21 protein-coding genes and 1 riboswitch are annotated in these 24,307 nt (G+C 43.7%); all 21 genes read right to left on the bottom strand.

Annotation, left to right across the window (positions count from 1 at the left end; all coding sequences use genetic code 11):
- Nucleotides 1-29 precede the first annotated feature (29 nt).
- Nucleotides 30-1,043 (bottom strand): glycosyltransferase family 2 protein, encoded by a 1,014-nt coding sequence (locus QTL79_RS13075; protein ID WP_346355416.1) that lies wholly within the window; start codon nucleotides 1,041-1,043, stop codon nucleotides 30-32.
- A complete protein-coding gene (locus QTL79_RS13070) occupies nucleotides 1,027-2,577 on the bottom strand; it encodes a lipopolysaccharide biosynthesis protein (protein ID WP_346355415.1) in 1,551 nt (516 codons plus the stop codon). The genes QTL79_RS13075 and QTL79_RS13070 overlap by 17 nt, the downstream gene beginning before the upstream one ends.
- A 37-nt stretch (nucleotides 2,578-2,614) precedes the next feature.
- Nucleotides 2,615-3,574 carry a GNAT family N-acetyltransferase gene (locus QTL79_RS13065; RefSeq protein WP_346355414.1) on the bottom strand — a complete coding sequence of 320 codons (960 nt, stop codon included), beginning with the start codon at nucleotides 3,572-3,574 and terminating at the stop codon, nucleotides 2,615-2,617.
- Nucleotides 3,575-3,590: 16 nt separating this feature from the next.
- Nucleotides 3,591-4,700 (bottom strand): polysaccharide pyruvyl transferase family protein, encoded by a 1,110-nt coding sequence (locus QTL79_RS13060; protein WP_346355413.1) that lies wholly within the window; start codon nucleotides 4,698-4,700, stop codon nucleotides 3,591-3,593.
- Between the two features lie 14 nt (nucleotides 4,701-4,714).
- Nucleotides 4,715-5,197 (bottom strand): acyltransferase, encoded by a 483-nt coding sequence (locus QTL79_RS13055; protein WP_346355412.1) that lies wholly within the window; start codon nucleotides 5,195-5,197, stop codon nucleotides 4,715-4,717.
- A 76-nt stretch (nucleotides 5,198-5,273) separates the two neighbouring features.
- On the bottom strand, nucleotides 5,274-6,818 hold the full coding sequence (locus QTL79_RS13050) for an oligosaccharide flippase family protein (RefSeq protein ID WP_346355411.1): 1,545 nt from the start codon (nucleotides 6,816-6,818) through the stop codon (nucleotides 5,274-5,276).
- Nucleotides 6,815-7,924 (bottom strand): DegT/DnrJ/EryC1/StrS family aminotransferase, encoded by a 1,110-nt coding sequence (locus QTL79_RS13045; RefSeq protein ID WP_346355410.1) that lies wholly within the window; start codon nucleotides 7,922-7,924, stop codon nucleotides 6,815-6,817. Before QTL79_RS13045 ends, QTL79_RS13050 begins: the two co-directional genes overlap by 4 nt.
- A gap of 21 nt (nucleotides 7,925-7,945) precedes the next feature.
- Nucleotides 7,946-8,518 carry an acyltransferase gene (locus QTL79_RS13040; RefSeq protein ID WP_346355409.1) on the bottom strand — a complete coding sequence of 191 codons (573 nt, stop codon included), beginning with the start codon at nucleotides 8,516-8,518 and terminating at the stop codon, nucleotides 7,946-7,948.
- 16 nt (nucleotides 8,519-8,534) lie between these two features.
- Complete coding sequence (locus QTL79_RS13035; protein WP_346355408.1) at nucleotides 8,535-9,587, bottom strand: Gfo/Idh/MocA family protein; 1,053 nt, start codon at nucleotides 9,585-9,587, stop codon at nucleotides 8,535-8,537.
- Between the two features lie 9 nt (nucleotides 9,588-9,596).
- Nucleotides 9,597-10,943 (bottom strand): nucleotide sugar dehydrogenase, encoded by a 1,347-nt coding sequence (locus tag QTL79_RS13030; RefSeq protein WP_346355441.1) that lies wholly within the window; start codon nucleotides 10,941-10,943, stop codon nucleotides 9,597-9,599.
- Entirely contained in the window at nucleotides 10,909-12,819 is a 1,911-nt protein-coding gene (locus tag QTL79_RS13025) for a polysaccharide biosynthesis protein (RefSeq protein WP_346355407.1), read from the bottom strand. The genes QTL79_RS13030 and QTL79_RS13025 overlap by 35 nt, the downstream gene beginning before the upstream one ends.
- A gap of 38 nt (nucleotides 12,820-12,857) precedes the next feature.
- Nucleotides 12,858-13,568: a tyrosine-protein kinase family protein gene (locus QTL79_RS13020; protein ID WP_346355406.1), complete on the bottom strand. Its 711-nt coding sequence runs from the start codon at nucleotides 13,566-13,568 to the stop codon at nucleotides 12,858-12,860.
- The gene (locus tag QTL79_RS13015) at nucleotides 13,565-15,010 is read right to left on the bottom strand and encodes a GumC family protein (RefSeq protein ID WP_346355405.1); all 1,446 of its coding nucleotides are present in this window, start codon (nucleotides 15,008-15,010) and stop codon (nucleotides 13,565-13,567) included. Before QTL79_RS13015 ends, QTL79_RS13020 begins: the two co-directional genes overlap by 4 nt.
- Nucleotides 15,011-15,030: 20 nt before the next feature.
- Nucleotides 15,031-15,720 carry a polysaccharide biosynthesis/export family protein gene (locus QTL79_RS13010; RefSeq protein WP_346355404.1) on the bottom strand — a complete coding sequence of 230 codons (690 nt, stop codon included), beginning with the start codon at nucleotides 15,718-15,720 and terminating at the stop codon, nucleotides 15,031-15,033.
- A 62-nt stretch (nucleotides 15,721-15,782) separates the two neighbouring features.
- Nucleotides 15,783-15,866, bottom strand: a riboswitch (cyclic di-GMP riboswitch).
- Nucleotides 15,867-16,302: 436 nt separating this feature from the next.
- Nucleotides 16,303-16,776: a hypothetical protein gene (locus tag QTL79_RS13005; RefSeq protein WP_346355403.1), complete on the bottom strand. Its 474-nt coding sequence runs from the start codon at nucleotides 16,774-16,776 to the stop codon at nucleotides 16,303-16,305.
- Nucleotides 16,777-16,850: 74 nt separating this feature from the next.
- Complete coding sequence (locus QTL79_RS13000) at nucleotides 16,851-18,653, bottom strand: PAS domain-containing sensor histidine kinase (RefSeq protein ID WP_346355402.1); 1,803 nt, start codon at nucleotides 18,651-18,653, stop codon at nucleotides 16,851-16,853.
- A gap of 58 nt (nucleotides 18,654-18,711) precedes the next feature.
- Nucleotides 18,712-19,896, bottom strand: a complete 1,185-nt coding sequence (locus tag QTL79_RS12995) for an HDOD domain-containing protein (protein WP_346355401.1) — start codon at nucleotides 19,894-19,896, stop codon at nucleotides 18,712-18,714.
- Between the two features lie 436 nt (nucleotides 19,897-20,332).
- A complete protein-coding gene (locus QTL79_RS12990; RefSeq protein ID WP_346355400.1) occupies nucleotides 20,333-21,028 on the bottom strand; it encodes a hypothetical protein in 696 nt (231 codons plus the stop codon).
- A gap of 30 nt (nucleotides 21,029-21,058) precedes the next feature.
- Nucleotides 21,059-22,123, bottom strand: coding sequence for a hypothetical protein (locus QTL79_RS12985; protein ID WP_346355399.1), 1,065 nt, complete (start codon nucleotides 22,121-22,123; stop codon nucleotides 21,059-21,061).
- Nucleotides 22,113-23,264, bottom strand: coding sequence for a hypothetical protein (locus tag QTL79_RS12980; protein ID WP_346355398.1), 1,152 nt, complete (start codon nucleotides 23,262-23,264; stop codon nucleotides 22,113-22,115). Before QTL79_RS12980 ends, QTL79_RS12985 begins: the two co-directional genes overlap by 11 nt.
- 265 nt (nucleotides 23,265-23,529) lie before the next feature.
- The gene (locus tag QTL79_RS12975) at nucleotides 23,530-24,303 is read right to left on the bottom strand and encodes a hypothetical protein (protein WP_346355397.1); all 774 of its coding nucleotides are present in this window, start codon (nucleotides 24,301-24,303) and stop codon (nucleotides 23,530-23,532) included.
- Nucleotides 24,304-24,307: the final 4 nt, after the last annotated feature.

Genomic DNA, 24,307 nt, shown 5'->3' with positions numbered 1-24,307 from the left:
ACCTCGGCATTTCACTTTTTCTCGTACGATCAGACGCTAATGACATTTGTCGATCCACCACGTATTTTTTGGATAACCGTTTTGCAGGCTGCATATAGGTTCATATTCAAACCCAATAAAATCAGATACCCCTTGCAGTGCAACGGCAGTTCTTTGTTCAACAGCCCCGCTGGCAGATACTCGCGTAAGCAGTCCTGTATTTCCTTAACGCAGACGTTGCTGTTGATGGAATCCGCTTTTTTCAAGTCATAGCATAGCATCAGGCTAATCTTGATAAAGTCGGCTGCATACGGAGCTGCTAACTGCGGATAATTCACTTTAATAAAACGCGCCCGCTCCCTTACCGCACAAAAGAAGTCATATCGCTTACTGATATTTAACGTTCCCGTAATGCCGTTCAAATGTCGCAGATAATAATATTGTATTTTTCTGACTTTTACGATGCGTTTTGCACACGCTAATAATTTAGGCACCGTATACCAATCTTCGTAAGTCTGCCCTTCTGGATATATAATGCCGTCAAACAGTTCTGCCTTGTACAGTTTGTCTCCTGATAAATTGGTGATCTTTATATTGTTCAGCAGTTCCAGTAGCGCTTCCTCACGGCTGTATACCTGTATTCCACCGTCACAATTGCTGTTCTCCGGCTCCGCACATTGTATTGAATCAGTTAACTTGACATTGCGATGGGTGCAATGGGCAATATCTGCATCATATTCGCGCATTGCTTCATGCAACGTCAAATACATGTCCGGCTCGACCCAGTCATCACCATCGACAAAACCAATATAGCGTCCGCATGCCATATCAACACCGACATTTCTTGCCGAACTCACGCCCCGATTTTCCTTGTGTATTACTCTGACTCTAGGATCTTTTCTTGCATATTCATCACAAATATCTCCACTATTATCCGGTGATCCGTCGTCAACCAGAATGATTTCAATATTAGTAAAGCTTTGCGCCAATATTGATTCAATGCACTTTCGCACATGCGCTTCTACTTTATATATGGGAACGATAACACTAATATCCGGATTCACGTTCACCACTCCTTTCTGCATCTTTTGTCTGTTTTGAAAGTGCTTTAACTTTACCGTACACATACTTGAATGCATCCGTTTTAAAAAAACAGATGCTGAACAGGAGATTAGGAATTAGCATGCAGCAAAAAAACTTTCCGAAAAAACCAGCCACGGTATCGTCAGGAAAATATGCACAAGCCTTCTCTGTTATAAACAATGCGCCAGTCAACGCTATTGTATAGATGCCATATTGAATATAGTGATGCCATACCGATTTTTTAAAGCCATATTTGAATAATACATATGGTTCAATCCAAAAACAGCTCAGCATCATTCCTGTGAATGTTCCCACTAAGACGCCAATAATCCCAAACATTTTTCCTAATATAATGGATGCTGTTACATTGATTAATGACTCCACCAGACCTTTATACCGATCATTCCAAAACAGCCCCAGAGAATCCTTGAACATAATTACCACAGCTCGCATGCTCAGCAGATAATAATTAAGCAAAATCATTCCTAGAATACTTCCGTCTAACACGTATTCTTTGCCCAGCCACAGCGTAATGAATGGACTGAGCAGCAAACAAAGTGCGATCAAGCAAACGCCGTTAACCCAAAAATTCACCAGAAAACTGGCTTCAAATACCTGATGCGATTTCCCCTGACTTTCCATCGCATTCAAATGTCCAATGCTGGCGCTTAGCGAAGAATTCAGCACGCCAGCAAACTGCGTGACGATTCCCAAAATCATTGTATAATTCGCATAGATTCCGACCCAATAAATTCCGGAAAACATCGTAATTAAAATATTATCCGTATAATAGAGAACCGTGGTGGCAACCTTATGCATCGACATAGCGCGGATATTTTTGTATATAACCGCCTTATCTAAGACGCCGCTAGCTTTACCAATAAACGGATAAACCCGCTCAACATATTTAGTCACCAGATAACTATTGAAAAAAGTACAGCTAATTTGTACGCATAAATATAAAATAAAATCATGCGTCATATACAAGATCAGTATTTGCAAACTGTTTTGAAGCAGATTAAAGCAGATTGCATACTTGGTTATGACATATCGCTTTTGCTCAGCAATTAACAGTATGCTGTTATGCGCAAAAAAGTAAGTTATTACTGAATTCACCAAGAACAGCAGATAAACCAACTGCAAATTGACGATGTTCGCTTGATCTTTTATCAAGCTCTCCAGCAGCGGCAGTATGCCAAGCCCCACCACCGCGACGGTTATACCGACCCGGCGATAAATTGTAGCGAGTAGTGCAATCAGCGCAGAAATCTTTGCCTTGTCGTTTTCTGCCACCGGCTTATATAGGTTGTACAGAATCGCATTGCCGACCCCCATCTCAGCCAACGCCAATAGCGAAAGGATATTTGCGAACAAACCGTTTACTCCTAAATAAATCACGCCCAATTGATGGATAAATACGGTTCGTCCAGCGAACCCGATCGCCATGTTCAGCGCTTGAGCGCCGAAGCCATAGGCCATGTTGCGCATAGAATTTCCGGTTCGCGTATCTTTCATAGCCAGCCAATCACAGTCCCCTTTACCCGTCTGTACTTCACCCTTTCAGCATTGATATGGCCAGCTCGCGCAACGATTGACATACTCTGAATCTACGACTGTTCTTGCTGATGGCAAAGTATGGTCTTTGCACCGCGCCGAATTGCCGAAACGAGTTTTCAACCCCTTCAATCATGCTGCCTTCAAAATCAAATTTTGCGGTTTTATCGCTGACAAACCGGATTGCCTCGCGAACCAATAAACTGGCAGCACCACTATTTCGATACTCGGAATCAATTGTACTAATTAAATTGTAGGCACTATTTGAGTCCCATATTATGAACAGCGCTGCATGCAAATGATTGTCCGCATCCACCGCATAAATCGTCTTTCCGGCATTGTTTTGGTAGCAGGCTTGATACATCCTTTCGAACACTTCGCGCGAGTAGCTGATTGTCTCACCTTGCTTCGCTAAGGTCATCTTATGATTTTCATAAAATGCATCGGCACCCAAGTCAAACTTTACGCTGACCAGGCTTTCCGCCCGTTTGATATTCTTACGTTTCGCATGCTCAAAGTTGGCAAAAACGGCTTCTAAATCTGATAAGTCATCAATTACATATGTATATTTTGTGGTCTGCTTATAGCCACGCCAGTAAAACGGCAACCAGTTGGTAATAGAATAGTGAAACTGTTGCCAAAAAAAATCGACGGAAGGAAATCGGTTAATTAATTCATCTATAAGCTCTTTTTCATAGGGCAACCGCTTCGCATATTTTTGTCCGTCCGGATATTTTAGCCAAATTCCCAGCGTTTGCGTTAACGTCGGCATATACACCCACTGCATGCCGTACTTTTTCCGTACGTTATACGGCCAGCTAGCAACCACTTCGCCGCCTTTCTCAACTAACAAAACCTCCCAGCCCTCCATGCCACAGACCGCATCCAACCACCAGCTCTGTGAAAAAATCGGTATGCTTGGATTTTTTTCGCAAAGCATCCTGTATTTATCTTTCATTTGAATCAAGCTCACCTCAATTTTCGTTTATGTACTTTTCAAATGCAGTAAAATGCTTGTGCGAATCAGCTACTTGCCGGGTGACATCCTGCGCATTTTCAGTAAAATCGACAATCATTTCTTGCGGTATAATGTCTCCCACTTCACTGAGCAATGAATAGTTGCCGGCAAACTTCATATCCTCAAGAACATGTTTCATCTTTTCATCATAAATGATCGGGTAAGTCGGTTTTTTCAGTACCATCCCCAAAATCATTGCATGGAATCGTGTCGCAATGATATATTCCATGCTTGCCAAACTCTGTAAGACCGCATCTAAATCGCCGCGATAATAATGACTAAAACTCTGCTTGCGCAACGTCGGAGAAATCAACTCCACAATCCTCTCGATTGCTTCTTCATCGCCTTCTGCCTTGCAAAATGAATAAAAATAAATATCATATCCCTTCCTGATAAACACTTCCGCAATTTCAGCCATCTTAGCATCATATTGCTTCGCATATTGCACAATCTCTTTGCGTGCCGGCAACTCCAGATTAATAACTGAAATCCCGACAGCTTTTATAACTTCAGGCTGCGGTAGTCCGGCAATGCCAAATACGATGTCGCTGCCGTGCCTGGTATTTTTCATTTCCTTAAACAACTGATAGGAATACTCATCTCTAAAACAAACATCAGTGTAGTTTTGAAATAACCTCCGATAGCTGGACAAATATTCTTTGCTTTCAAACGGACCAAAATTGCAGCCCATGACAAAATTCGGTTTTCCTTCAATTAATTGCGCATATCTATTCTGTAGTGCATTGCGCCAGAAATTGCCTTGTATAAATATCGATCCGCCAATATATACATAGGCATCCAGTTTGAATAATTTTCCCAGCAACTGATCATCATTAACGTTGTTAATCCCTAACATTCTTAGCACGCGCAACATGCGTCTGGGCCATAGATAATCATAGCAGCGTAGATTTCTACAACCTTTAAAGACAGCTTTCGTATCTTTGTCGGCAAACAAATAAAAGGTTATATCCGGATATCGTTCGCACAAAATTTTAATAAACAAATCATCGCCTAAGTTGACCTTGGTATACGCAAAAATCCGTACTCGTTTTTTCTTCCTATCCATCCCTATCGCTCCATCTATCCTTTAGTTTTCGAATCAGCATCCAATTCTTCGCATTTTACCAACCCCTGTTCCCGCTTGCACTTCAAGTAAAAATCCCCTCTATTCGCACACTCCTGATAGCGCTCCATATCTCTTACCCCAACGACCTTCGCCGGATTTCCGCCTACTATACTACCTGGCGGACAAGACTTAGTAACAACCGCACCCGTTGCAACAATGCTTCCCTCACCAATTGTCACTCCCGGCATAATGATTGCCCGCATACCAATCCATACGCATCGTTCGATCGTCACCGGACGCAATAGCTCTACCTCATCATACGGAATCATACGAGCGCTCTTGTAATTATGTAGCGACGTAAGAATTAGAACTTCCGGCGCAACAATAGAATGAGCCTCGATGTTCAAGCCTCCACGGCCGCTCAAATAAACATCCGGTCCAATATAAACCGATTCTCCAATTCTTACTCTTTCCGGATAATCGATTTTCACTGTCATATCGCATTCTACCAATGCCCCTAATGCTTGAAGTCGTTTGAAAAGCTTGCGTTGCCGATATCTGCGCATGTACATTTTAAACACGGCCAGCACCACACTTTATTCTTAATACTCTCTCAGTGATTTCTATCTGTTCCTCTTTGCTCAGTAAAAAATAGTAAGCAGCCACCAAATAAGCAGCCGATACCAACATGCCTATTCCGATCAAGCGATACCAAGATGCAATTTCCACGATACTGGCTACATACCAACATCCGCCGCCTACTAAAGCAGCAGCTAACAAGATCGGCGCAACTTCCCTCAAAAAAACACCGCGCTTTTGATTTAGAATATGTGCAGCATATAACGGCGTAAACAGTAAATTCTTCAACGTAAGAACGATCGCTCCGGCTGCGGCAACACCATAGATCCCCCAGCCGGCCACCCCAGCTAAAAATATCGCCAAACAAAGGTTAATCGCGCCAGCCATGATTTGAACGCAACCCGGCACACGGACATTTTTAGTTGCAGTTGAAATGTTATGTAGCGGCAGATACGCAAGGTTCAAAGCCAAATGAAACGTCATGAGCGACATCAAGCTTGCCAGATCAGTGTATTCTGTACCAAGCCACAAAGTTAGAATTGATGAAGACAAGCCGCAAACCATGCCAACCGGCAATGCCATCAACAAGCCGAGAAATTTGACGGCCCTCCTGGTATATGCAATTAGACCCGAAATATCATCGGCTACATAGCAATATAAAATCGTCGGCCCGAACACTCCAGCAACCGTTGTAGCAAGACCTCGTAAAAGCGTCGACCACTGCATCACCGCAGCATACCGGCCGACAGATTCTGAATCAAACATTTTGTTGATTACCAGCAAATCAATGCCCAGGAACAATATCGAACCCAGCATGCTAATTGCCACCCAACTTCCCATGGAGAAAAGTTCTCGTAGTTGGCTAATCCGAAACCATGAAAAAGAAATTTGCAAATCCGGGACCAATTTCCGCCACAACTGTATCGCTCCGCCAAAGGAAACGCAGGCTGCAGCCGCAATTCCGGCGCCTACTTGCCAAATAGCCGGTTGCAGAAGATTAAAGAGAATAACGACTAATCCAATGCGAATGAGAATTTCTGCCGCTGACAACAGGTTTCTTAACTCAAACCGATTCCGACAATAAGTCGCCACCTCGAACGGCGTCTTAATCGTATTTAACAGAAATGCAGCTATCGCAAACGTGAAAATCCAACGTGCCTGTATTTCCAATCCAGCTGGAACACTGATGAGTGTTTGCGGCTGCATCACTACAAACAATCCGGGGAATATCAGCACAACGACCAACCCCAGACTACCGTAAAGCGAAGTATTGAATATTATATTAGCTTTTTGTTGATCGCCTTGTTCAAGAGCAATCGTCAAATACCGGCCAACTGCCGCATTTACCGTCAACGTCGCTACGCTCATATATCCGGTTACCGTCGTAATCAGCGAAATCATGCCATAGCCGGAAATCCCCAACCGGCTGATTAAATATGGCGCAAACCAAATTCCTATGCAAATTGTCAGTGCAAAATATGCAATGCTTGAAATCAAGTTCAAGCTGAATTTCCCCTGGCGCTTGACCGGACTGTTCACTCAATGTCCTCCAGCGAAACCAATTCTCTAATTTTTTTCACTGTAGTCAACTGATCTCGTTCCGTAAGGTATGGGCTCATCGGCAAACTCATTACCTTCTTTGCGATAGTCTCCGCAATTGGATATGCCCCCTCCCCCTGATTCAAATAGGCAAATACCGGTTGCAAGTGAAGTGGAATCGGATAATGCACAGCAGTAGGAATTCCTGCGGTCTGCAACCGTTCTTGCAATTCCTCTCGGTTATCAACAAGCACCGTATACTGCGCATATACGCTGCTGCAATCCGCTTCAATATGAGGCGTCACAACAAGATCATGCAACAGCTCAGTATAATTTTGAGCAATTTTAGCTCTTCTCTCAATCTCATCTTCAAACACTTCCAATTTGGCAAGCAGTATGGCCGCTTGCAGCGTATCCATTCGACCATTTACGCCTATAAGGGAATGGTGATAGCGGCGTTCCTGCCCATGCAGACGAATTTGCTTCATCCTCTGAGCAATCGCATCATCATTTGTAAAACAGGCACCGCCATCTCCATAACACCCTAACGGCTTAGACGGAAAAAAGCTGGTACAGCCGATTGTTGAAATACCACAAGACTTCTGCCCCCGATATATTGCACCAAAGCTTTGCGCGCCATCTTCGATGACAGGGAGAGAGTACCCTGCAGCAATCTGATTAATCGCCGCCAGATCCGCGCACTGTCCATACAGGCTAACGGGCATAATCGCTTTCGTCAGTGGAGTGATTGCCTCTTCAAGCAACGCTGGATTCATATTGTATGTCTTTGGATCAATGTCAACAAACACCGGTTTTGCGCCCAGTAGAGCAATCATTTCCGCTGTAGCAATAAAGGTAAACGGCGTTGTAATCACTTCATCACCCATACCAATTCCCAACGCCATCATCGCAATTAACAGCGCATCTGTTCCATTCGCTACAGTTACAGCATGTTTTACGCCTACATAATTGGCCAGTTTTTCTTCCAACTCTCTTACTTCCGGCCCCATTATATATTGGCCATGCGTCAAAACCTTCTGAATTCGCTCATAAATGTCTTCTCGTATTCGCTCTTGCTGTGCTTGCAAGTCAATAAAAGGAATCATCACAGCCACCTTCTCTTACCTTTATTTGTTGCCTATATATGTTTTGCACCGTTCGCATTTTAGACAAGGTGCCGCTGTCTCTTTACCGACAATGACATCTCCACAGGCACAGGCCCATCCATGTACTTCTGCCGGATTCCCATATACAACGGCATAGTCCGGCACATCTTTCGTCACCACCGCACCAGCACCGACAAATGCATTTCTGCCGACCGTTGTCCCACAGATTATCGTTGCATTAGCCCCAATACTGGCCCCTTGCCGTATGCGTGTTTCTAAATAATCGTCTGAAGTGTTTCGTGGATAGGCGCAGCGCGGCGTTTTAACATTGGTAAACACCATGCTTGGACCGCAAAAAACATCATCTTCTAAGATTACACCTTCATACACGCTGACATTGTTTTGTATCTTCACGTTATTGCCGACCGTTACATTGCCGGCAATGAATACATTTTGTCCAATTCGGCATTTTTTGCCTATTTTCACATCGCTAGAAATATGACAAAAATGCCAAATTTGTGTTCCTTCACCAATTTCCGTCGGTTCATCAATATAGGACGATTCATGCGCAAACCAATTTTTATCCCGAGTCATGCTTATGCCGCCTTTCTTATCGAGAGATTCCAATTGTAAATTCTTCCTGCAACGGGATTTTTATTTCTTTTTTATACTTTACTGAATGATAAATCGCCAATATGATCTCCAACGCTTTACGCCCTTCCTCACCATTTATAGCTGGCTCCCGATCAGAAATGACTGCATCCATAAAATCGGCAATCAAATCCGCATGCCCAAAACCGTACACATTGGGCGGCTCCGCTCCTTGATTTGCTAGCACTGCAGCCTCATCTTCATCGGCAAAGCGCCAGGCTTCGACTTTATTGACGGCAATGCCTCCTAAGACCACCGTGCCGTCAGAACCGAATATGTTGAGCGTCTCTTCTAAATTGGTCGGAAAAACAGTCGTGGTTGCTTCGATGAGTCCTAACGCACCGCTCTTAAACTTTAAAACAGCCGTTGCAACATCTTCCCCCTCTATTTTTCTGAGATTGGTGGCCGCATAAGCAAATACGGATTCCACCTCACCCATCATCCATTGCAATAAGTCAATATTATGAATGGATTGGTTCATAAGGCAACCGCCGTCGTTTGCCCACGTTCCGCGCCAAGGCGCCTGTGAATAATACTGGTCATTCCTGTTCCAACGTACAACTGCTGAACCATGCGTCAACTTTCCGAATTTTCCTTGCTCGTAAACTTGGCGGAGTCGTGTAATCGTTTTATTGAAGCGATTTTGATGCGCAACGCCCACCTTGACTCCAGCTCGTTTGGCAGCCTTGATCACACTGTCAGCCTCAACCAACGACATGGCCATTGGCTTTTCAATGATGACATGCTTGCCAGATCGTATCGCATCCAAGGCGATTTGCGCATGCAGTCCGCTTGGTGTGCAAACATTAACAACCTGAATTTTCGGTTCTTTCAACATCTCTTTGTAATCCAGATACCCCTGACACTGATATTTCCCCACGGCAGCTTGAAGAGCTCGCTTATCAATATCAGCCGCTGCAATTAAATCCGCACCCGGCAAAGCTTTGATTGATTCAAAATGATTCTTTGAAATACGGCCGCAGCCAATCAGTCCAAATCCTATTTCCCCCATACCGTCCTCCTATATTTTTGAAATTTTTTCTTTATAGGCCGCATCCACTGACTTACATGCGTTACGGGCATCAACAATCAGTCGGGCATGCATTGCTATGAAATTGTAATCAATACCGCTATGCTCTGTCGTTATTAAGACGCAATCAGCTTGCGTTAACACTGCTTTGTCCAGCGAAACACTATCCATCTCCCAGGTATATGGAGCATGCACCAACAACTTAGGTATAAAAGGATCGTAGTATGTCACATCCACCTTTTCCTTCAGCAGCAGATCCATAACCTTGATAGCAGGCGACTCGCGATAATCATCAATATCCTTCTTATAAGCTACACCTATCAATAAAACTTTCGCTCCATTTAACGCCTTTTTTTCTTTACTGAGGACTTGGCTCACTTTACTGACCACGTGGTATGACGCCTGTATATTTATTTCACCGGCCAGTTCGATGAATCGCGTGTGAAAATCATATTCTCGTGCTTTCCATGTCAGATAAAACGGATCAATCGGAATACAATGCCCGCCCACACCCGGCCCTGGATAAAAAGTTTGAATACCGAATGGCTTGGTCGCTGCAGCATCGACTACATCCCATACATCAATACCCATTCTGTCGCACAACAACATCATTTCATTCACTAATGCAATATTTACCGCTCGGTAGGTATTCTCAAAGACTTTTGTCATCTCTGCAATTGCCGTTGATGCGACCGGAACCACATTGCTGATTGTCTGTTCATAAAAAGAAGTAGCAACATGCAAGCAGTTAGTCGTTATGCCGCCCACCACTTTTGAAGTATTCTGCGTAGTAAAGCGCAAATTCCCCGGATCAACTCGTTCTGGCGAAAAGGCAAGGAAAAAATCCATGCCGACTTCCCAACCGCTCGCCGCCAATCGCGGCAAAATAATTTCTTCAGTAGTACCTGGATATGTCGTACTCTCCAAAGTGACCAGCTGTCCTTGCTTCCAATATTTCGCTATCTCATTTGTAACATTGATAATGTAGGAAACATCAGGGTCACGCGTAATCGTAAGCGGCGTCGGAACACAGATTACTACCACATCTACGCTAGCCAACTGAGCAAAATCGGTTGTCGCCGTCATTTTTTTTTCATCGATTATTCTTTTCAGATCCTCATCCTTAACGTCTTTAATGTAGTTGTTTCCATTGTTTACTTGTGCGACGCGTTTTTCATTTCGATCAAAGCCGATGACCGTAAAGCCTACTTTTGCTTTTTCAACGGCTAACGGCAAACCGACGTAGCCCAAACCTACAACACCTACGATTGCCTCTTTATTCACTATTTTTTTTTGTAAAGTCTTAAGATACGCCTTTGATTTCACGATATTTTCCATTTGATTCACGTTGCTTCTCCTCTACTGTCTTGAGCGAATTTTTACCCGATTCTTCATTGGCAGTCCAGCGATATGAGGGCACTAATTTTGTTACCGCATCAATGATCGTCTGTTTATCCATGCTATTTTTCAATTCCGCCAATACGCCCATCAATTTCTTCGCTTCAATCTCTTTTAAGTTTGCGACAAATATTTTTTTATGTTTACTAGCCTTCGTTCCCTCATCCTCAGTAAGCAACTCTTCAAACATTTTTTCGCCTGGCCGCAATCCGGTAAACTTGATCTCAATATCGGCATACGGAGTAAGCCCAGACAGTTTGATTAAATCACAGGCCATATCAACAATTTTGATCGGCTCACCCATATCGAGCACAAACACTTCTCCACCGTTTGCCATCGCACCAGCCTGTAGAACCAACTGACTTGCCTCCGGAATCGTCATAAAATACCTACAAACATCCGGATGCGTAATTGTAACCGGCCCCCCTTTGGCAATCTGTCTTTTGAATAGCGGCACGACGCTACCGCGACTGCCCAGTACATTGCCAAAACGTACTGCCACGAATTTAGTCGCACTCATCTGATTCATATCTTGAATAATTAATTCCGCAATTCGTTTCGTCGCCCCCATCACACTGGTAGGATTGATAGCTTTATCCGTCGAAATCATAACGAAAATTTCTGCACCAAATTTATCTGCCGCCTCCGCTACCGTTTTCGTGCCAAAGATATTATTGCGAACCGCCTCTACCGGCTGCGCTTCCATGAGCGGCACATGTTTATGGGCCGCTGCATGAAAGATAACTTGCGGCTTATATTCATCAAACACCTCATTGAGCCTTGCTGCATCCCGAACATCCGCAATAACTGTTTTGAGCAGAAGTTCCGGTTTTTTTTCACACAACTCCGTGTGAATTTCATAAATACTGTTTTCCCCTTTTCCAAGCAGCATCAAACTAGCTGGAGCCATCTTGGCAATTTGCCGACAAAGCTCCGATCCGATTGAACCGCCAGCACCCGTAACCAATACCCGTTTTCCTTTTAGCACCTGGGAAATTTGCAGTAAATCTAATTTCACCGGATCACGCCGCAGTAAATCTTCCAGATCAACTTCACGCAATTGCTGTGCACTCTCTGCCCCTTCAATGAGTTCATAAATTCCCGGGATGGTTTTGACCAAACACAGCTTACTCTTACACGCCAGAATGATGTCACGAATCACGTCGCTCGGGGCTGATGGCATTGCAATAATGACCTCTTCCACATTATGTTGTTTAATAATTTCCGTCAAAGCAAATCGATTCCCCAACACCTTTACGCCAGCCAACACCTGATTCAATTTATATGTGGAATCATCCACAAAGCCGATCACTTTTTTCTCCTCATATTGTCTCAGTTGGATTTCCTTGGCAATCATAACTCCCGTATCGCCTGCTCCAATAATCAGCACTCTGGTCGGCAAGCCAATCTTACTATCCTTGTGCAGAACAAAGCGATATACCATGCGGATAGCCAGACGGTTGGCACAGATAAATCCCAATGTGAACAGCCAACTTATGATTGGCAGGCTGCGCGGCAAAACTACACTACCCGCGATCATACCCAGCCCGAGCATTAGCGAACTTGTTGTTACTGAAACAACGATCCTCATCAATTCACTGACTCCAGCATAGCGCCATAAGCGGTTATACAAACCAAATAAATGGAATGTCAATAAACTGACCACAATTATAGTCGGTTCAGCATTGAATAAATTCATATAAAACGGACTGTCCATTACCCCATCCAGCCTGCAAAGCAATGCAAAAAACGAAGCTATTACAACACTTGCTGCATCATTCAGCATTAGAAAAAAAGCCAAGATCTTGCGTCGCATAGTTACCCTCTCCTTTTCGCACACCCTCTGTTATCTCACTATTGTCCACAATTTTCCTGCTTTAGTTCCTCAACATGATAAATAAAATCCTGTTCATTTTTCACATCGTTCAACACCGCACCAATAATGTTTGCCCGTGCGCCTTTCAGTAACTCTACCGCTTTTTGGGCTACCGTTGTCCGTATGCCATGCGCATCTAACACCATCACTACTCCATCTACTTTCGAAGCTAGTATGCAAGCATCCGAGATTACTTTATGCGCTGAAAATGTCAGCGGCGAACTGTTTATCACTACAAAATCGGCCGTTTCTCTCAATTGCCTGATTATTTTCTTTGTCATTTCATCTGACAATAGGCTTACTGGATTACCTTGATACTTTTCCCCGTTAGTCAACAATTTCAGATTGTAAATTCCCGACGGGCGCAAAACAGCTGTCAATTCTTTTTCGCCATGTATGGCTGCAACAAGTTCACCGGCTTGCAGACCAAAACCAAAAATCTTATGTATAACCGGTTGGCGTAAATCCGCATCAACGAGTACGACACTCCTGCCGCTTCGGGCCAAAAACGCAGCCATGTTTGCAGCAACAATGGCAGCTCCTTCGCCATCACCAATCCCTGTTACTAAAATCGTTTTACACGCCCCGTCTTCTTGCACCTCTAAAATGCAATTCTTAAGCGCCCAAAACGCCTCCCCCAACGGTGACTGTTCACGATCATTAACCATATATCTTTTTGCTACAGTCACATTTGCCGCCTCCTCGTCTTTTTCGTCGTAAGCTTCTTCAAAAGTCTGCGCCATAAAGATTCTTTCTTGTTTTCTTGACTTGGAATACTTCCAATAACACGCAGCCCCAAATGTCTTTGCACATCTTCGGGATTATCAATTGTTTTGCAACAATAATCCAACATGAATGCCCAGATCACGCCGCCGCACAATCCCATCACCATAGCAACCACCAGATTCAAAATGACTCTCGGGCGCGCTGGTCTGGTCGGCATGCCAGCGCGGTCAACTACCTGCACATTCGTAGGTTGCGTCAACTCATCAATGCGAGCATCTTCATATCTCTTGGCCAGCGCATTGTACGCGTCTTCCGCCACCTTATAGTCGCGCATCAGTCTTGCCATTTCCTGTTCCTTATCCGGCAACGCTTTCAATTCCTTATCCTGCTCTGAATTCGTCTGCTCCAGCGCGTTTCGCTTAGCATTGGCAACTGCAATATCCGCTTCCGCCTGCAGCTTTGTCTGCAAGAGATTTTGAAACACCGGATTGCTGGACGGAATTTCCGCCTTTGCCACATGTGCGATTTCTTCATTTAACTTTTGCCGTGTCTCCGTAATAATCGCTTTTGTCGCCGTTACCTTAGGATGTTCCTCTCTGAACACCTTTAACAAACTAACCAATTCAACTTCCTGCTCCGCTAAGCGAGTTCGGTAAAGCTGTATTTGTTGGCTATCTGCCATAAATTCGGCCTGTGGACCAGCCATCTGTTTTTTCGTGCTAACCAACTTCGCTTGGGCTTGCTCTAGATTAAGCGAATTCTCCAATGCCAATTTCTTCAAATCTGCCTGCATATCGATCAAACTTTTTGTTTGATCACTGACGGCAACCACATCATGTTCTTTTTTATACTTGATCATTGTTTTTTCTATTTTTTCCAAGTTTCGCTTACTTTCTTCCATCCGCTCTCCAATAAAAGTCCTAGCATCCTTGCCTTCAGAGCGGACAATTTCCGTCAAACGCATGATAAATTCTTCTAGTAATATATTGGTCATGTTCTGTGCCATTTCCGGCGACTCGGCCAATACGCTTAGCTGCAAAATCTGCGTACCATTGACCAATCGTGTATTGATTGTCCTGACCACCTCTTCATATGATGGTTTTACATCACGATCGCGATAATAACGTTCAATCACCGCCTCCACCACTGTCCGGCTCTTGATAATTTCAACATAAGTGAAAATTTGCTGCCGCAACAAATCATCCGGCGCCATTGTAATCACATTTTCATTAGGACCGCGATAATATTTCACACGCAAACTTACTGTAGATTCATATAACGTAGCAGAAAACATATTAATCAATATTGCAATTGAAACTGTCAACAGTATCGAGTAATAAATCACCCTGCGTCGTCGTTTCAATATCGCCAGCATATCTTTCAATTCAAATTGTTCACTATCCACGAACTCAACCTCCGACCTCTCTAATAATGCCTGATTTCATATGAGGTATTGATAAACGGTACAATATCTCTAATAAAATCAATTTTTCCATTGCTGCTCAAATACACAATATCGCCCTCGTTCAACACCAAATTTTTGCTGGTATCGCCCTTTTCAAGCACATCCAGTAAGTTTACCTTCGTCGGTTCAACCTGCATGTTCTTACGAATAATAGATATCTTTTTCTTGGCCGCGCCATCCGTCCAACCACCTGCCATGGCTATCGCATCTACTAAACTGATATTTTTCCCTAGTTCAAATGCTCCCGGATGGTTTACCTGCCCCAACACGTAGATTCTAGTCATATGGACTTTCACTAAATTCACACTTACATTTGGCGGCTCTACAAGATACCGATTCAACCGTTCAACAATAAACGCTGAAACCTCACTCGGAGACATTCCATCCACATTTACTTCGCCAACCAATGGAATCGAAACCATTCCATCCGGACGAACCGTAACCTCCTGCAACGTCAACCCACCGAACCCCAAGCCACTGGACGTACTACTGCGACTTGGCGTCCCAAAAACTCCGCTAATATCGGCCGAACTCACGATATCGACACTAATAACATCACCTGGCCGTAAAACATAATTTTCCGCTGATACTTTTGCTGGTAAAATTACTAAGACTACTGCGATAACCATAACTATCATCAGACTTTTCACGAATATCCTCCTGCCTATACATATCTTGTTTTCTAAAAGCAATAAAAAAGCCATCTAAAATAAATTTAGATGGCCGGTTACGCTACTTGCTCCTATTAGTTCAAGCGTCCAAATAAAAACTAATATTCATTGCATCCATATTCATCTGTCCTTTTTTCCGCCCTGTTAGTTACTAAGTATAGCAGAATAAGTACCCATATTTTCTTAAGACTTCCTTATTTTTTCCAGTCATGTTTATGACGCAAACTACTTGAAAACTCGCCTTTCCTGACACTTTAAATGTCAATATAGCCATTACCTCACAAACGTATCGCCCTACATAAATGTCATTCGGCACGTCGAAAAATCAAGCTATTAGTCCTTCACAAAACACGATATCTTCCTCTCATAGCTCCATTCATTTATTTTATTTTCTTTGCTTTTTCTCTTTTTCACTTCATCTTTTTTCGTTTATGGGCATTCTTCTTTTTTGTATTCTCGCCGCATTTTCGAAGCTGTTCCATCGTAATTTTGAACTTTTTCTGCACACAAAAAGGATCAACGGATAAAATCCATTGACCCTTTTCTAAATGAAGCAATTGTTTATTTTTGTTTTTGTTTCTCATAGTAAGCAACTATTTTTCGCGCCTGTTTCTCCGAAAAATGCAGATACAGCCTTAGCAGTAAAAACAAGGAGAAGAAACCGACAGCGAAGCCCGCCAACGCTAAATACCATACGCCAAGCAACGCCGGCGCACCGAGGATGACGCCGAAGAGAAAGGCTAGCTGCCATTGCCACTTCGTCAATTGCGCCGCTTCCAGCTCGCTCAATTCTTCTTTGGGCGGATTCGCTAAAAAATCAGGCGTCTTTACTTGTTTGAAGAGGCTCTGCCAGTTCATTTGCGGATTGATCGTCTGCAGCAGCCAGCGGTAGCCGACAAAACCAGCCAGGTAAAATACGATCAGCGGCCACTTATACGTAAGCAACTGCATCACCGCTAAAAACAGTGTTGTAAAAGACAGTATCTTGATGAAAAACTCCAAACGAAAGCGCAAATATCGAAACAGAACGGACACCTCATTTCACTTATTCTTAAATCATTCCTATACTGTAGAATTCCACAAAACAAGAAAAAAACCTCTTCTTCACTTCAGTTACTTGTTATAGGAAGTTCAATTACAAACGTCGTTCCGTTCTGCTCGGTACTGTTAAAATAAAGGTTTCCCTTATGACGATTAACAATGATGTCATAAGAGAGACTCAAGCCAATTCCAGTCCCCTGACCCACTGGTTTCGTTGTAAAGAACGGCTCAAAAATACGCGCCCTTATTTTTTCTGGAATTGCCGGTCCATTATTGCTAATGCTGCAACGTACATATTTTTCATCATATTCGCTAGTCACGCAAATTTTCCCGTCCTTTATTTCAGCACTCTTGATTGCCTGCGCCGCATTGACCACTATGTTGAGTATCACTTGATTAATCTGCCCGCCCAAAGCAAGCACTGCGGGAACTTCCATTAACTTCAGTTCTACTGTTGCAACATATTTCGTTTCATTGCGGGCAATCATCAATGTGGTTCGCACACCTTCGTTCAAATCGTATTCGTCCACCTTACCATCACTGTCCACGCGCGAAAAAGCTCGTAGCGCCGTAATAATTTCACTAGCCCTGGCAATCCCTTCCTTTGCGTCACGGCAAATTTCCTCAAAGTCCGTCAAGATAAATCCCACACTTTTTTCCTGCTCAAATGCAGCTACTTCGCAACTCATTTTTTGCAATTCTTCTACTCCGGACTGCTCGCTTAGCATCCGTAGCCTTTTGTATTTTTCAAATGCCTGCGACAGCACGCCGACATATTCATCCATCGTTTGAAAATTACTCTTAACGAAACCCATCGGATTATTCAATTCATGCGCTACGCCAGCTGCCAGTTGCCCGATGCCTGCCATTTTCTCGCTTAACACGATTTGTTCCTGCGCTTGCGTCAATCGTTTAATATTTTCCGACAGTTCCCAGGTCCGTTCGACCACCTTGCGTTCCAGTTCCTGTTTGGTTTGCTGTAATTCCTCTTCGACCTTCTTTCGTTCACTGATATCATGCCAGACAAACAGCACACATTCTTCTCCATCCATTTCAATGACTTCACTGGAATGCAAGCCCACTCGTCTTTCACCGCTTATGGTCACCCACACCGCTTCCTGATCATGAACACGCCCGTCTCTAGTCAGCTTTTTATACGATATCTCTCTGTCTTCATTATCCATCCACAGATTAAACTCGCTGGAAGAATGTCCGATGACATCTTTTTTTTCATAGCCAAAGATTCTCAAAAAAGTCTCATTCACCTCTAGGTATCGGCGGTCAACGCGCCGAACAATCCCGATCGCATCAGCGCAATAATCAAAAGCCTTATGAAACTTTTCCTCTGACTTAGCAAGATCATTCGCCATTTTTTTTGCAACATCTACTTCATGCTGCAACTGCAAATTTATGCTCTGAATATGCTGCGTTCGCTCCTCGACGATTTTTTCCAACTTCTCATTTATGTCGCGCAACCGGTTCTCGGCCTGTTTTCGTTCGGTAATATCCAAGATAATACCGACCAGTCCTTCTAATTCTTTATTTTCATTGTAATAGAGCGATTTATAGAACGCCACTTCATGCAACGAACCGTCTGCATAACGCAACGCAGCTTCATAGCGTTGCTCTCCTCCGTCGGTAAACAAATCCAAATCCTTCGCATGATAAATCTGCGCCTGAGTAATATCAAACAACTCTGCCACCGTTTTGCCAATCAATTCATCACGTTTTCGTCCTGTATATATTTCAAAAGCTCGGTTGCAACCACGATAGCGAAAATCGCGATCTTTGTAAAAAATTGGACTTGGAATCGAGTCAATCAACGTTTGCCAAAAACGCAATTGCTCCTCCAGTATTTTGGCTGATTTCATGCCCTCCCCTCCTTTTCTTTTTTTATTTAGCCATACCTTTTCTCACTGCTCTGGTCTACTATTTTTTCTCAGCAAGAATTTTTTCGACAACCTGTTCGCAATCTTTTTCTTCGATTTGCAGCTTCGCAAAGACATTCTCTTCCAAGGATGCAACGCAACCATGCCGAAGCGATTGCCAGGAATAATGATCGGCAATGTGGAGCAGGCATAATCCTTCTCGATTTATAATTGATTCTTGCATTGGTTCATGGTAAAACAAGGCCGCTTCGACAAATGAATACGGTAAATTCCACCAGTTCAAAAGATAGCCGCCCATCTCCTGGTGCGAAAATCCATACCGATCTTTTTCCAGCTCCATCAATGTCTTTGCGTTTTTTTCGGCCTCTTCAATCATTTCAATATACGATGCGCCAAATTGATTGAGCAAGGCGATTTTCCCAATATCATGTACGATTCCCACGCTGCTATAATCATCCTTCAACTTCTTTCTCAGCAAAGTTTTTGATAATTCAAGCATGATACGATTTGATAGCACCGCATGGTCCCAAAGGGATTGTACAAAGCCAGCCAATTTTTTATCACTTTTCATGTCGTTAAAAACAGAGCAACTTAAAACGACATTTTTCGTTACCGTCAGGCCGAGGAAAGATATCGCCTGTTGTACTGAATTTGTCTGTATTCCATATAAAGCGGAATTTGCCATCCGCAGCATTCGCAATGCAATCACTTGATCCTGTTCAATCTTTGCCGCAATCTCTTTAATATCGGCCTCTTTGTCCATTAAACTGCATAATTCATGGTATAGCGTCGGTAAAGTCGGCAGTTTTTCCATTTTTTCAATCCGCTCTAAGAGATTTCGGTTTTCCAATGTTTTTTTAAAATGAAAAATTTGTTCCAGCGTTGCACGTAACTTATCATTATCCCACGGTTTTAGCATATACAGTTTTGCCGTTCCAGCCAAGACAGCTTGAAATGTTTCCTTCTCATCGGAATAGCCGCTTAAAATAAGCCGCGTAACGTTTGGATACCGTTCTTTTACTTCGCTTAAAAATTGTTGGCCATTCATTACTGGCATACGCATGTCGCTGATAACCAAGTCCACAGGATTCCGCTCCAGTATTTCAAGCCCTTCCTGTCCGCTGCTCGCCAAGTGAATTTGATATTCACTATCGCGAAAAATGCGAAGCAACGCCCGTAAAATTGCCTGTTCATCATCAACGAATAAAAGACTGCCCTTTGTCATGCCACCAACCTCCCTTGGGCTTTTCTCCTTTAGTAACACTTCTTTCCCTTCTCAAATTTCACCTCCATTTTATTCCAATTTTTTTTCTAATTTAATCCTACCTTTACAACATCGCTTGCACAATATTTTCCCTTCGATGCTGAATGAAGAAGGTGAATCATTTTTCTCAGCAGCAAGTCCTGCACGCATTACCTATAACAACATTAGCCAGCGAGCAAAATATCCACAGCTCCAAATCTTCTTTTCTATTCCATTATTTATTAGATAGCCCTCCCTTCCTTTTCCATATTCTTTTACCGAAAATCCATTTTATTGCGCCGCTTTATAATGACAAAAACTGCTTCAGCCAGATGAAATCAATCTGGTTGAAACAGCTTTTCCGACGACTTTCCTTCATGAAATTGTTCTTTTTACTGCAAGGTATTACTTTCAAACATTACAATAACTCAATACGCAAATTTTCATGCGCGTAAAACTCCATGACCCATGAATCAAAATCATCGTCTTTTATTGTTACGATATAATACAGACTGCGCATCGGTAAGTAAATCTGCAAATAATCCATGGATGCCACCGGAATAATTTGTTGCATGCCCATTTTTTTATTCATCACGATAATTTTTCCAGTTCGCACAACTTGCAAATAGGTTTCAAACCAAATAAATTCATTTCGTTTGATCGTATATGTGCTTTCCGTATTCTCCTGCAGATCAAATTGTCTGCTTTCGGACAAATAATAAGAACGCGATGTTTTAAATTCTTTGACCATTGCCGGCATTCCATAACCGGCGTGCTGACGAAGCTTATTGATGTTCGCAAAAAAATAATAAGACCCGCTCTTCAAGCGTTTGAATACCGCTTTTCCATTTAGATCGGTTGTCACACGCTCTTTTTCCCTGCCGGTACCATCACTTACTATCGCTGCAAGGCTGACGTCACTGATTGGTTCTCCATCCTCGTCCTGCAACGTTACAGTTAATGTCGGCAACACCACTTCCTGCGCAACAGCGGGCGCTTGAGGAATTTCAGCCGCAAAGGCGCGCTGCGTTAACAAGCCGACGCCAAATAACGCGAAAGCAAATATGCAGAACAAGCAAATAACCCATTTGTTTCTTTTTTTAATTGCCATCATATCCCCCCTCCACTTTACGCTTTGTATCCGTCAAAAGCCTTCCGGCAAGATACGCAGCGAAACGGTCAGCACGCCGACTTTATGCGTTAATTGGGTTGTTTGTTGACTGAACAATTGCTTTAACAATGGTATGTTCATCAGAATCGGAATGCCATTGACCGATTTCGTTTCCGTATCGCCGGCAAACACACCCACTACATAGACATTGGAGTCGGCTTTGACATAGCCCATCGAAGTCAGCGTCTTCGTGGAAAATTCCTTCGCTGATGAAGATCCAACCTGAACCGTTCCTGTTACTAACGCCATTTGCATATAAATATCCAACCTAATCACGCTTTGCGCCGGATTGTTGGGATCGTATTTAACAATCGTCGGCTTGATTTTTACATCGCTGCTGATCGTTTGAGACGTCAACGTTGAATTGCCATTACTATCTGTTGTTTGCAGCGGTACGATCGTTTGACTTAAGAGTTCGCCCTGCACGCCGTTCGGCGTATAGAGGTTACTGCCCATGATTACGCGGCTTTTGGACAACGATCGCGTCAGTTGCGCATTCACACCGTAGTAGCCGCCAGAAGCCTGCGCCAGTCCATATGTGACTGAATCCGTTCTCACCGTAGGATTGAAAGTCACTACCCGATTTAGCGCGCTTACGCCATATGTGATGTTACTGGTCAGAGCAGACCAGTCCAGTCCTGTCGTATGGTTGTCAGCCATATCCAATTCTCTCAGGTAAGCTGAAATTATTAGGCGGTATGGTTTACCGCCTTCCGCCAGCACGCCTTGCAGTTTGGCTGCCGCCACCCGCAAGCTTCCTTCATCCGAACCGGAAAGCAATACCATTGACGGCGCTCCGACCGGTTGGAGGAGCGTCATCGTCATATTGGAAAACTCCGGCATTTGCTGCAAGTACGGCAGCAAACCGCCAACCGCCTGCTCATTGCCGTGAACGACAGGCAGCATGACCGTTCCGTTTTCAACCACAATTTCGTCCGGCGATATCTCTTGTCCCTCAGCCCTTGCAGTAGACAGATTGAAAAGCAAAAGAAACATCAGTAGCGCAAGCAACAGGCTTTTATACCCTCTAATAATCATAGCCTGCCTCCTTATCGAGCGGTAAAATCCGTACGGCAAGCGTCAGTATGGAAGCCATATGCTGCAAACTACGGCTTTCCGTGGCAAAAATGTTTTTTAACAACGGAATGTTCATCAATATCGGAATGCCGCTGTTTGTTTTCGTCCAAGTATCGCTTGCAAACAGGCCGCCAATCACCTTTTCATTATTCGCTTTGATATAGTGCGTCGCAGTCAGGGTTTGCGTCGTATACTCCGAAGCCGATGACCCGCCGCTAAATATGACCGTATCGGTCGGTATGCTAAGTTGTATCACAAAATCGATCCGCACAATGCTCTCTTCCGGCTTTTCCGCATTGAATTGCACAATTGTCGGCGTTATCGTCAGATCGCTGCTGATCGTTTGCGTATTAAAGGTGACCTGCTTGTTACTCCCTGTCAAAGGAACCGGCATTGAATCATCATTTTTTATCTGCACCGTCGCTCCGTTCACAACGGTGACCTCACTGCCAACCACTACCTTACCCTTGGAAAAAGTTTTCGTCAGATTTCCTACCACATTTGCCGTTGAGCCGCTCGGCATCGCCACCGTATATCCGGTATCCGTCCGCGTACTGGGATTGTGGCCTACTTTTGTTATTGTCGTCGCATTCGGCGAGGTAAGGCCGACTTGAATTCCATTGGAAAACCACGACATTCCAACTTCATCATCATTGCTGATTGATATTTCGCGCAAATAAGCCGCTACGACTAAGCGATGCGGCTTTCCGGTTTTGCTCATAATTGTTTTTAATTTTTGTACTGCGTAGCGCAAACTTTCATCATCTTGTCCGCTTAGTAAGATTTTAGGCTTTGCTCCAACCGGCGAATACAACGTCATTTTAATTCCCTGAAAGTTGGGGTCTTGAGCAAGCGAGGCCAAAAGCGCCTGCACCATCGCGTCATTGCCAGGCATAATCGGATAAATAGCCACACCATTAACAATGCGATATTCAGCGACTTCAGCGGCAAGCGATTCTGACGGCGTTACCGGAGCATTCACAATATCCGCCTCGCCTTCCGCCAGGCACGGTACAGCACCATAACTCCAGTACAATATCAGGCTCAAAAAAACGCTCCGCTTCACAACTAATCCCATTTTTTTCAGCAACGCCAGCTTCATAGAACCTCCTGCTTTGCCAATAAATTGCCTTTCATCGGATCTTCGCATCGTGCTAAAACAATATTCCTGAGCATACTCACCGAATACACTGTCAGAAATTTCAGTATTATATTTACAACATTTCCACGTTTTTTCTTAAACCCCTTTTTCCTTGTCGCCTTTTCTTCTCTTATGTCTTGTTCATTACAACAGAAATTAGTAAAAACGAGGAGAACCACAGCAAAACCAATGTTTCGCCACGATTCTCCTCATCTTTATCAGCCTGCTAATTTACATACTTGACCAGAAACGTGATATTGGTCCGATCGCCAGCCACCAAAAATACTTCAAACGGTTTGCCGCTGGAATCGGTGTAGCCGTTCAAATATACCAGCCCGCGATTGATCACGCCGTTATTCACGAGATAGGAAGCATACTGATTTGTGCCGACGTCACGCAGCGACATCGTCACCAGATCCGCATGCGCAACCTCCAATGCATTATAATTGTTGCCCCAATCCACATGCAGATTAAAGGAATGGCTGCCCACGCTCATTGTCAAGTCACAGGCGGCGCCTGAATCACTCAGCGATTTCCACCATTGATTATCACCTTGAGCAGTACCTGCCGGCCCAGGATTGTCATTATTATCGTCGGAACCGATATAGCCGCTGGGGTTTTTACTGGTGCTTCCAACCAAGTCAAAGGCATATGCATAGCTCATACTCTGATTATTCGAGCGTACCAGAGACACATTGTTAACGAGATTAGGAGCTTTGAAACAACCGGTTGCCGCCGTAATTTTTAGCGTCTCTCCCGTCAAATTTACAATGTTCATATGCGGTATCGCCTTTATCATTTCCGTCTTATATCCTAGCGGCCCTGTATTCCAGCCGCGATAGATCAAGACCGCACCTTTATTATAATTGTCGGAAGCCGCTCCATTATACAAATGATTATAGAGACTGTCATCCAGCGAAAGCAGCGCTTGCGCATTAATTGGCATCAAGCATACGAACGCCACCGTCAAGCTGAGTACGATCGCATTGATTCTTTTCATTTTT

This window comes from Azotosporobacter soli, from assembly GCF_030542965.1.
Classification (GTDB): Bacteria; Bacillota; Negativicutes; order SG130; family SG130; genus Azotosporobacter; species Azotosporobacter soli.
The sequence above is the reverse complement of the archived record's forward strand: the minus strand, read 5'-3'. Positions and strand labels throughout refer to the sequence as shown.

Coding starts and splice junctions, on each gene's coding strand:
- QTL79_RS13060 (WP_346355413.1), bottom strand. CDS start 4,700: ATGGATAGGAAGAAAAAACGAGTACGGATTTTTGCGTATACCAAGGTC.
- QTL79_RS12985 (WP_346355399.1), bottom strand. CDS start 22,123: ATGATTATTAGAGGGTATAAAAGCCTGTTGCTTGCGCTACTGATGTTT.
- QTL79_RS12980 (WP_346355398.1), bottom strand. CDS start 23,264: ATGAAGCTGGCGTTGCTGAAAAAAATGGGATTAGTTGTGAAGCGGAGC.
- QTL79_RS13025 (WP_346355407.1), bottom strand. CDS start 12,819: ATGCGACGCAAGATCTTGGCTTTTTTTCTAATGCTGAATGATGCAGCA.
- QTL79_RS13055 (WP_346355412.1), bottom strand. CDS start 5,197: ATGACAGTGAAAATCGATTATCCGGAAAGAGTAAGAATTGGAGAATCG.
- QTL79_RS13040 (WP_346355409.1), bottom strand. CDS start 8,518: ATGACTCGGGATAAAAATTGGTTTGCGCATGAATCGTCCTATATTGAT.
- QTL79_RS13045 (WP_346355410.1), bottom strand. CDS start 7,924: ATGATTCCTTTTATTGACTTGCAAGCACAGCAAGAGCGAATACGAGAA.
- QTL79_RS13035 (WP_346355408.1), bottom strand. CDS start 9,587: ATGGGGGAAATAGGATTTGGACTGATTGGCTGCGGCCGTATTTCAAAG.
- QTL79_RS13070 (WP_346355415.1), bottom strand. CDS start 2,577: ATGAAAGATACGCGAACCGGAAATTCTATGCGCAACATGGCCTATGGC.
- QTL79_RS12975 (WP_346355397.1), bottom strand. CDS start 24,303: ATGAAAAGAATCAATGCGATCGTACTCAGCTTGACGGTGGCGTTCGTA.
- QTL79_RS13065 (WP_346355414.1), bottom strand. CDS start 3,574: ATGAAAGATAAATACAGGATGCTTTGCGAAAAAAATCCAAGCATACCG.
- QTL79_RS13030 (WP_346355441.1), bottom strand. CDS start 10,943: ATGGAAAATATCGTGAAATCAAAGGCGTATCTTAAGACTTTACAAAAA.
- QTL79_RS12995 (WP_346355401.1), bottom strand. CDS start 19,896: ATGACAAAGGGCAGTCTTTTATTCGTTGATGATGAACAGGCAATTTTA.
- QTL79_RS13000 (WP_346355402.1), bottom strand. CDS start 18,653: ATGAAATCAGCCAAAATACTGGAGGAGCAATTGCGTTTTTGGCAAACG.
- QTL79_RS12990 (WP_346355400.1), bottom strand. CDS start 21,028: ATGATGGCAATTAAAAAAAGAAACAAATGGGTTATTTGCTTGTTCTGC.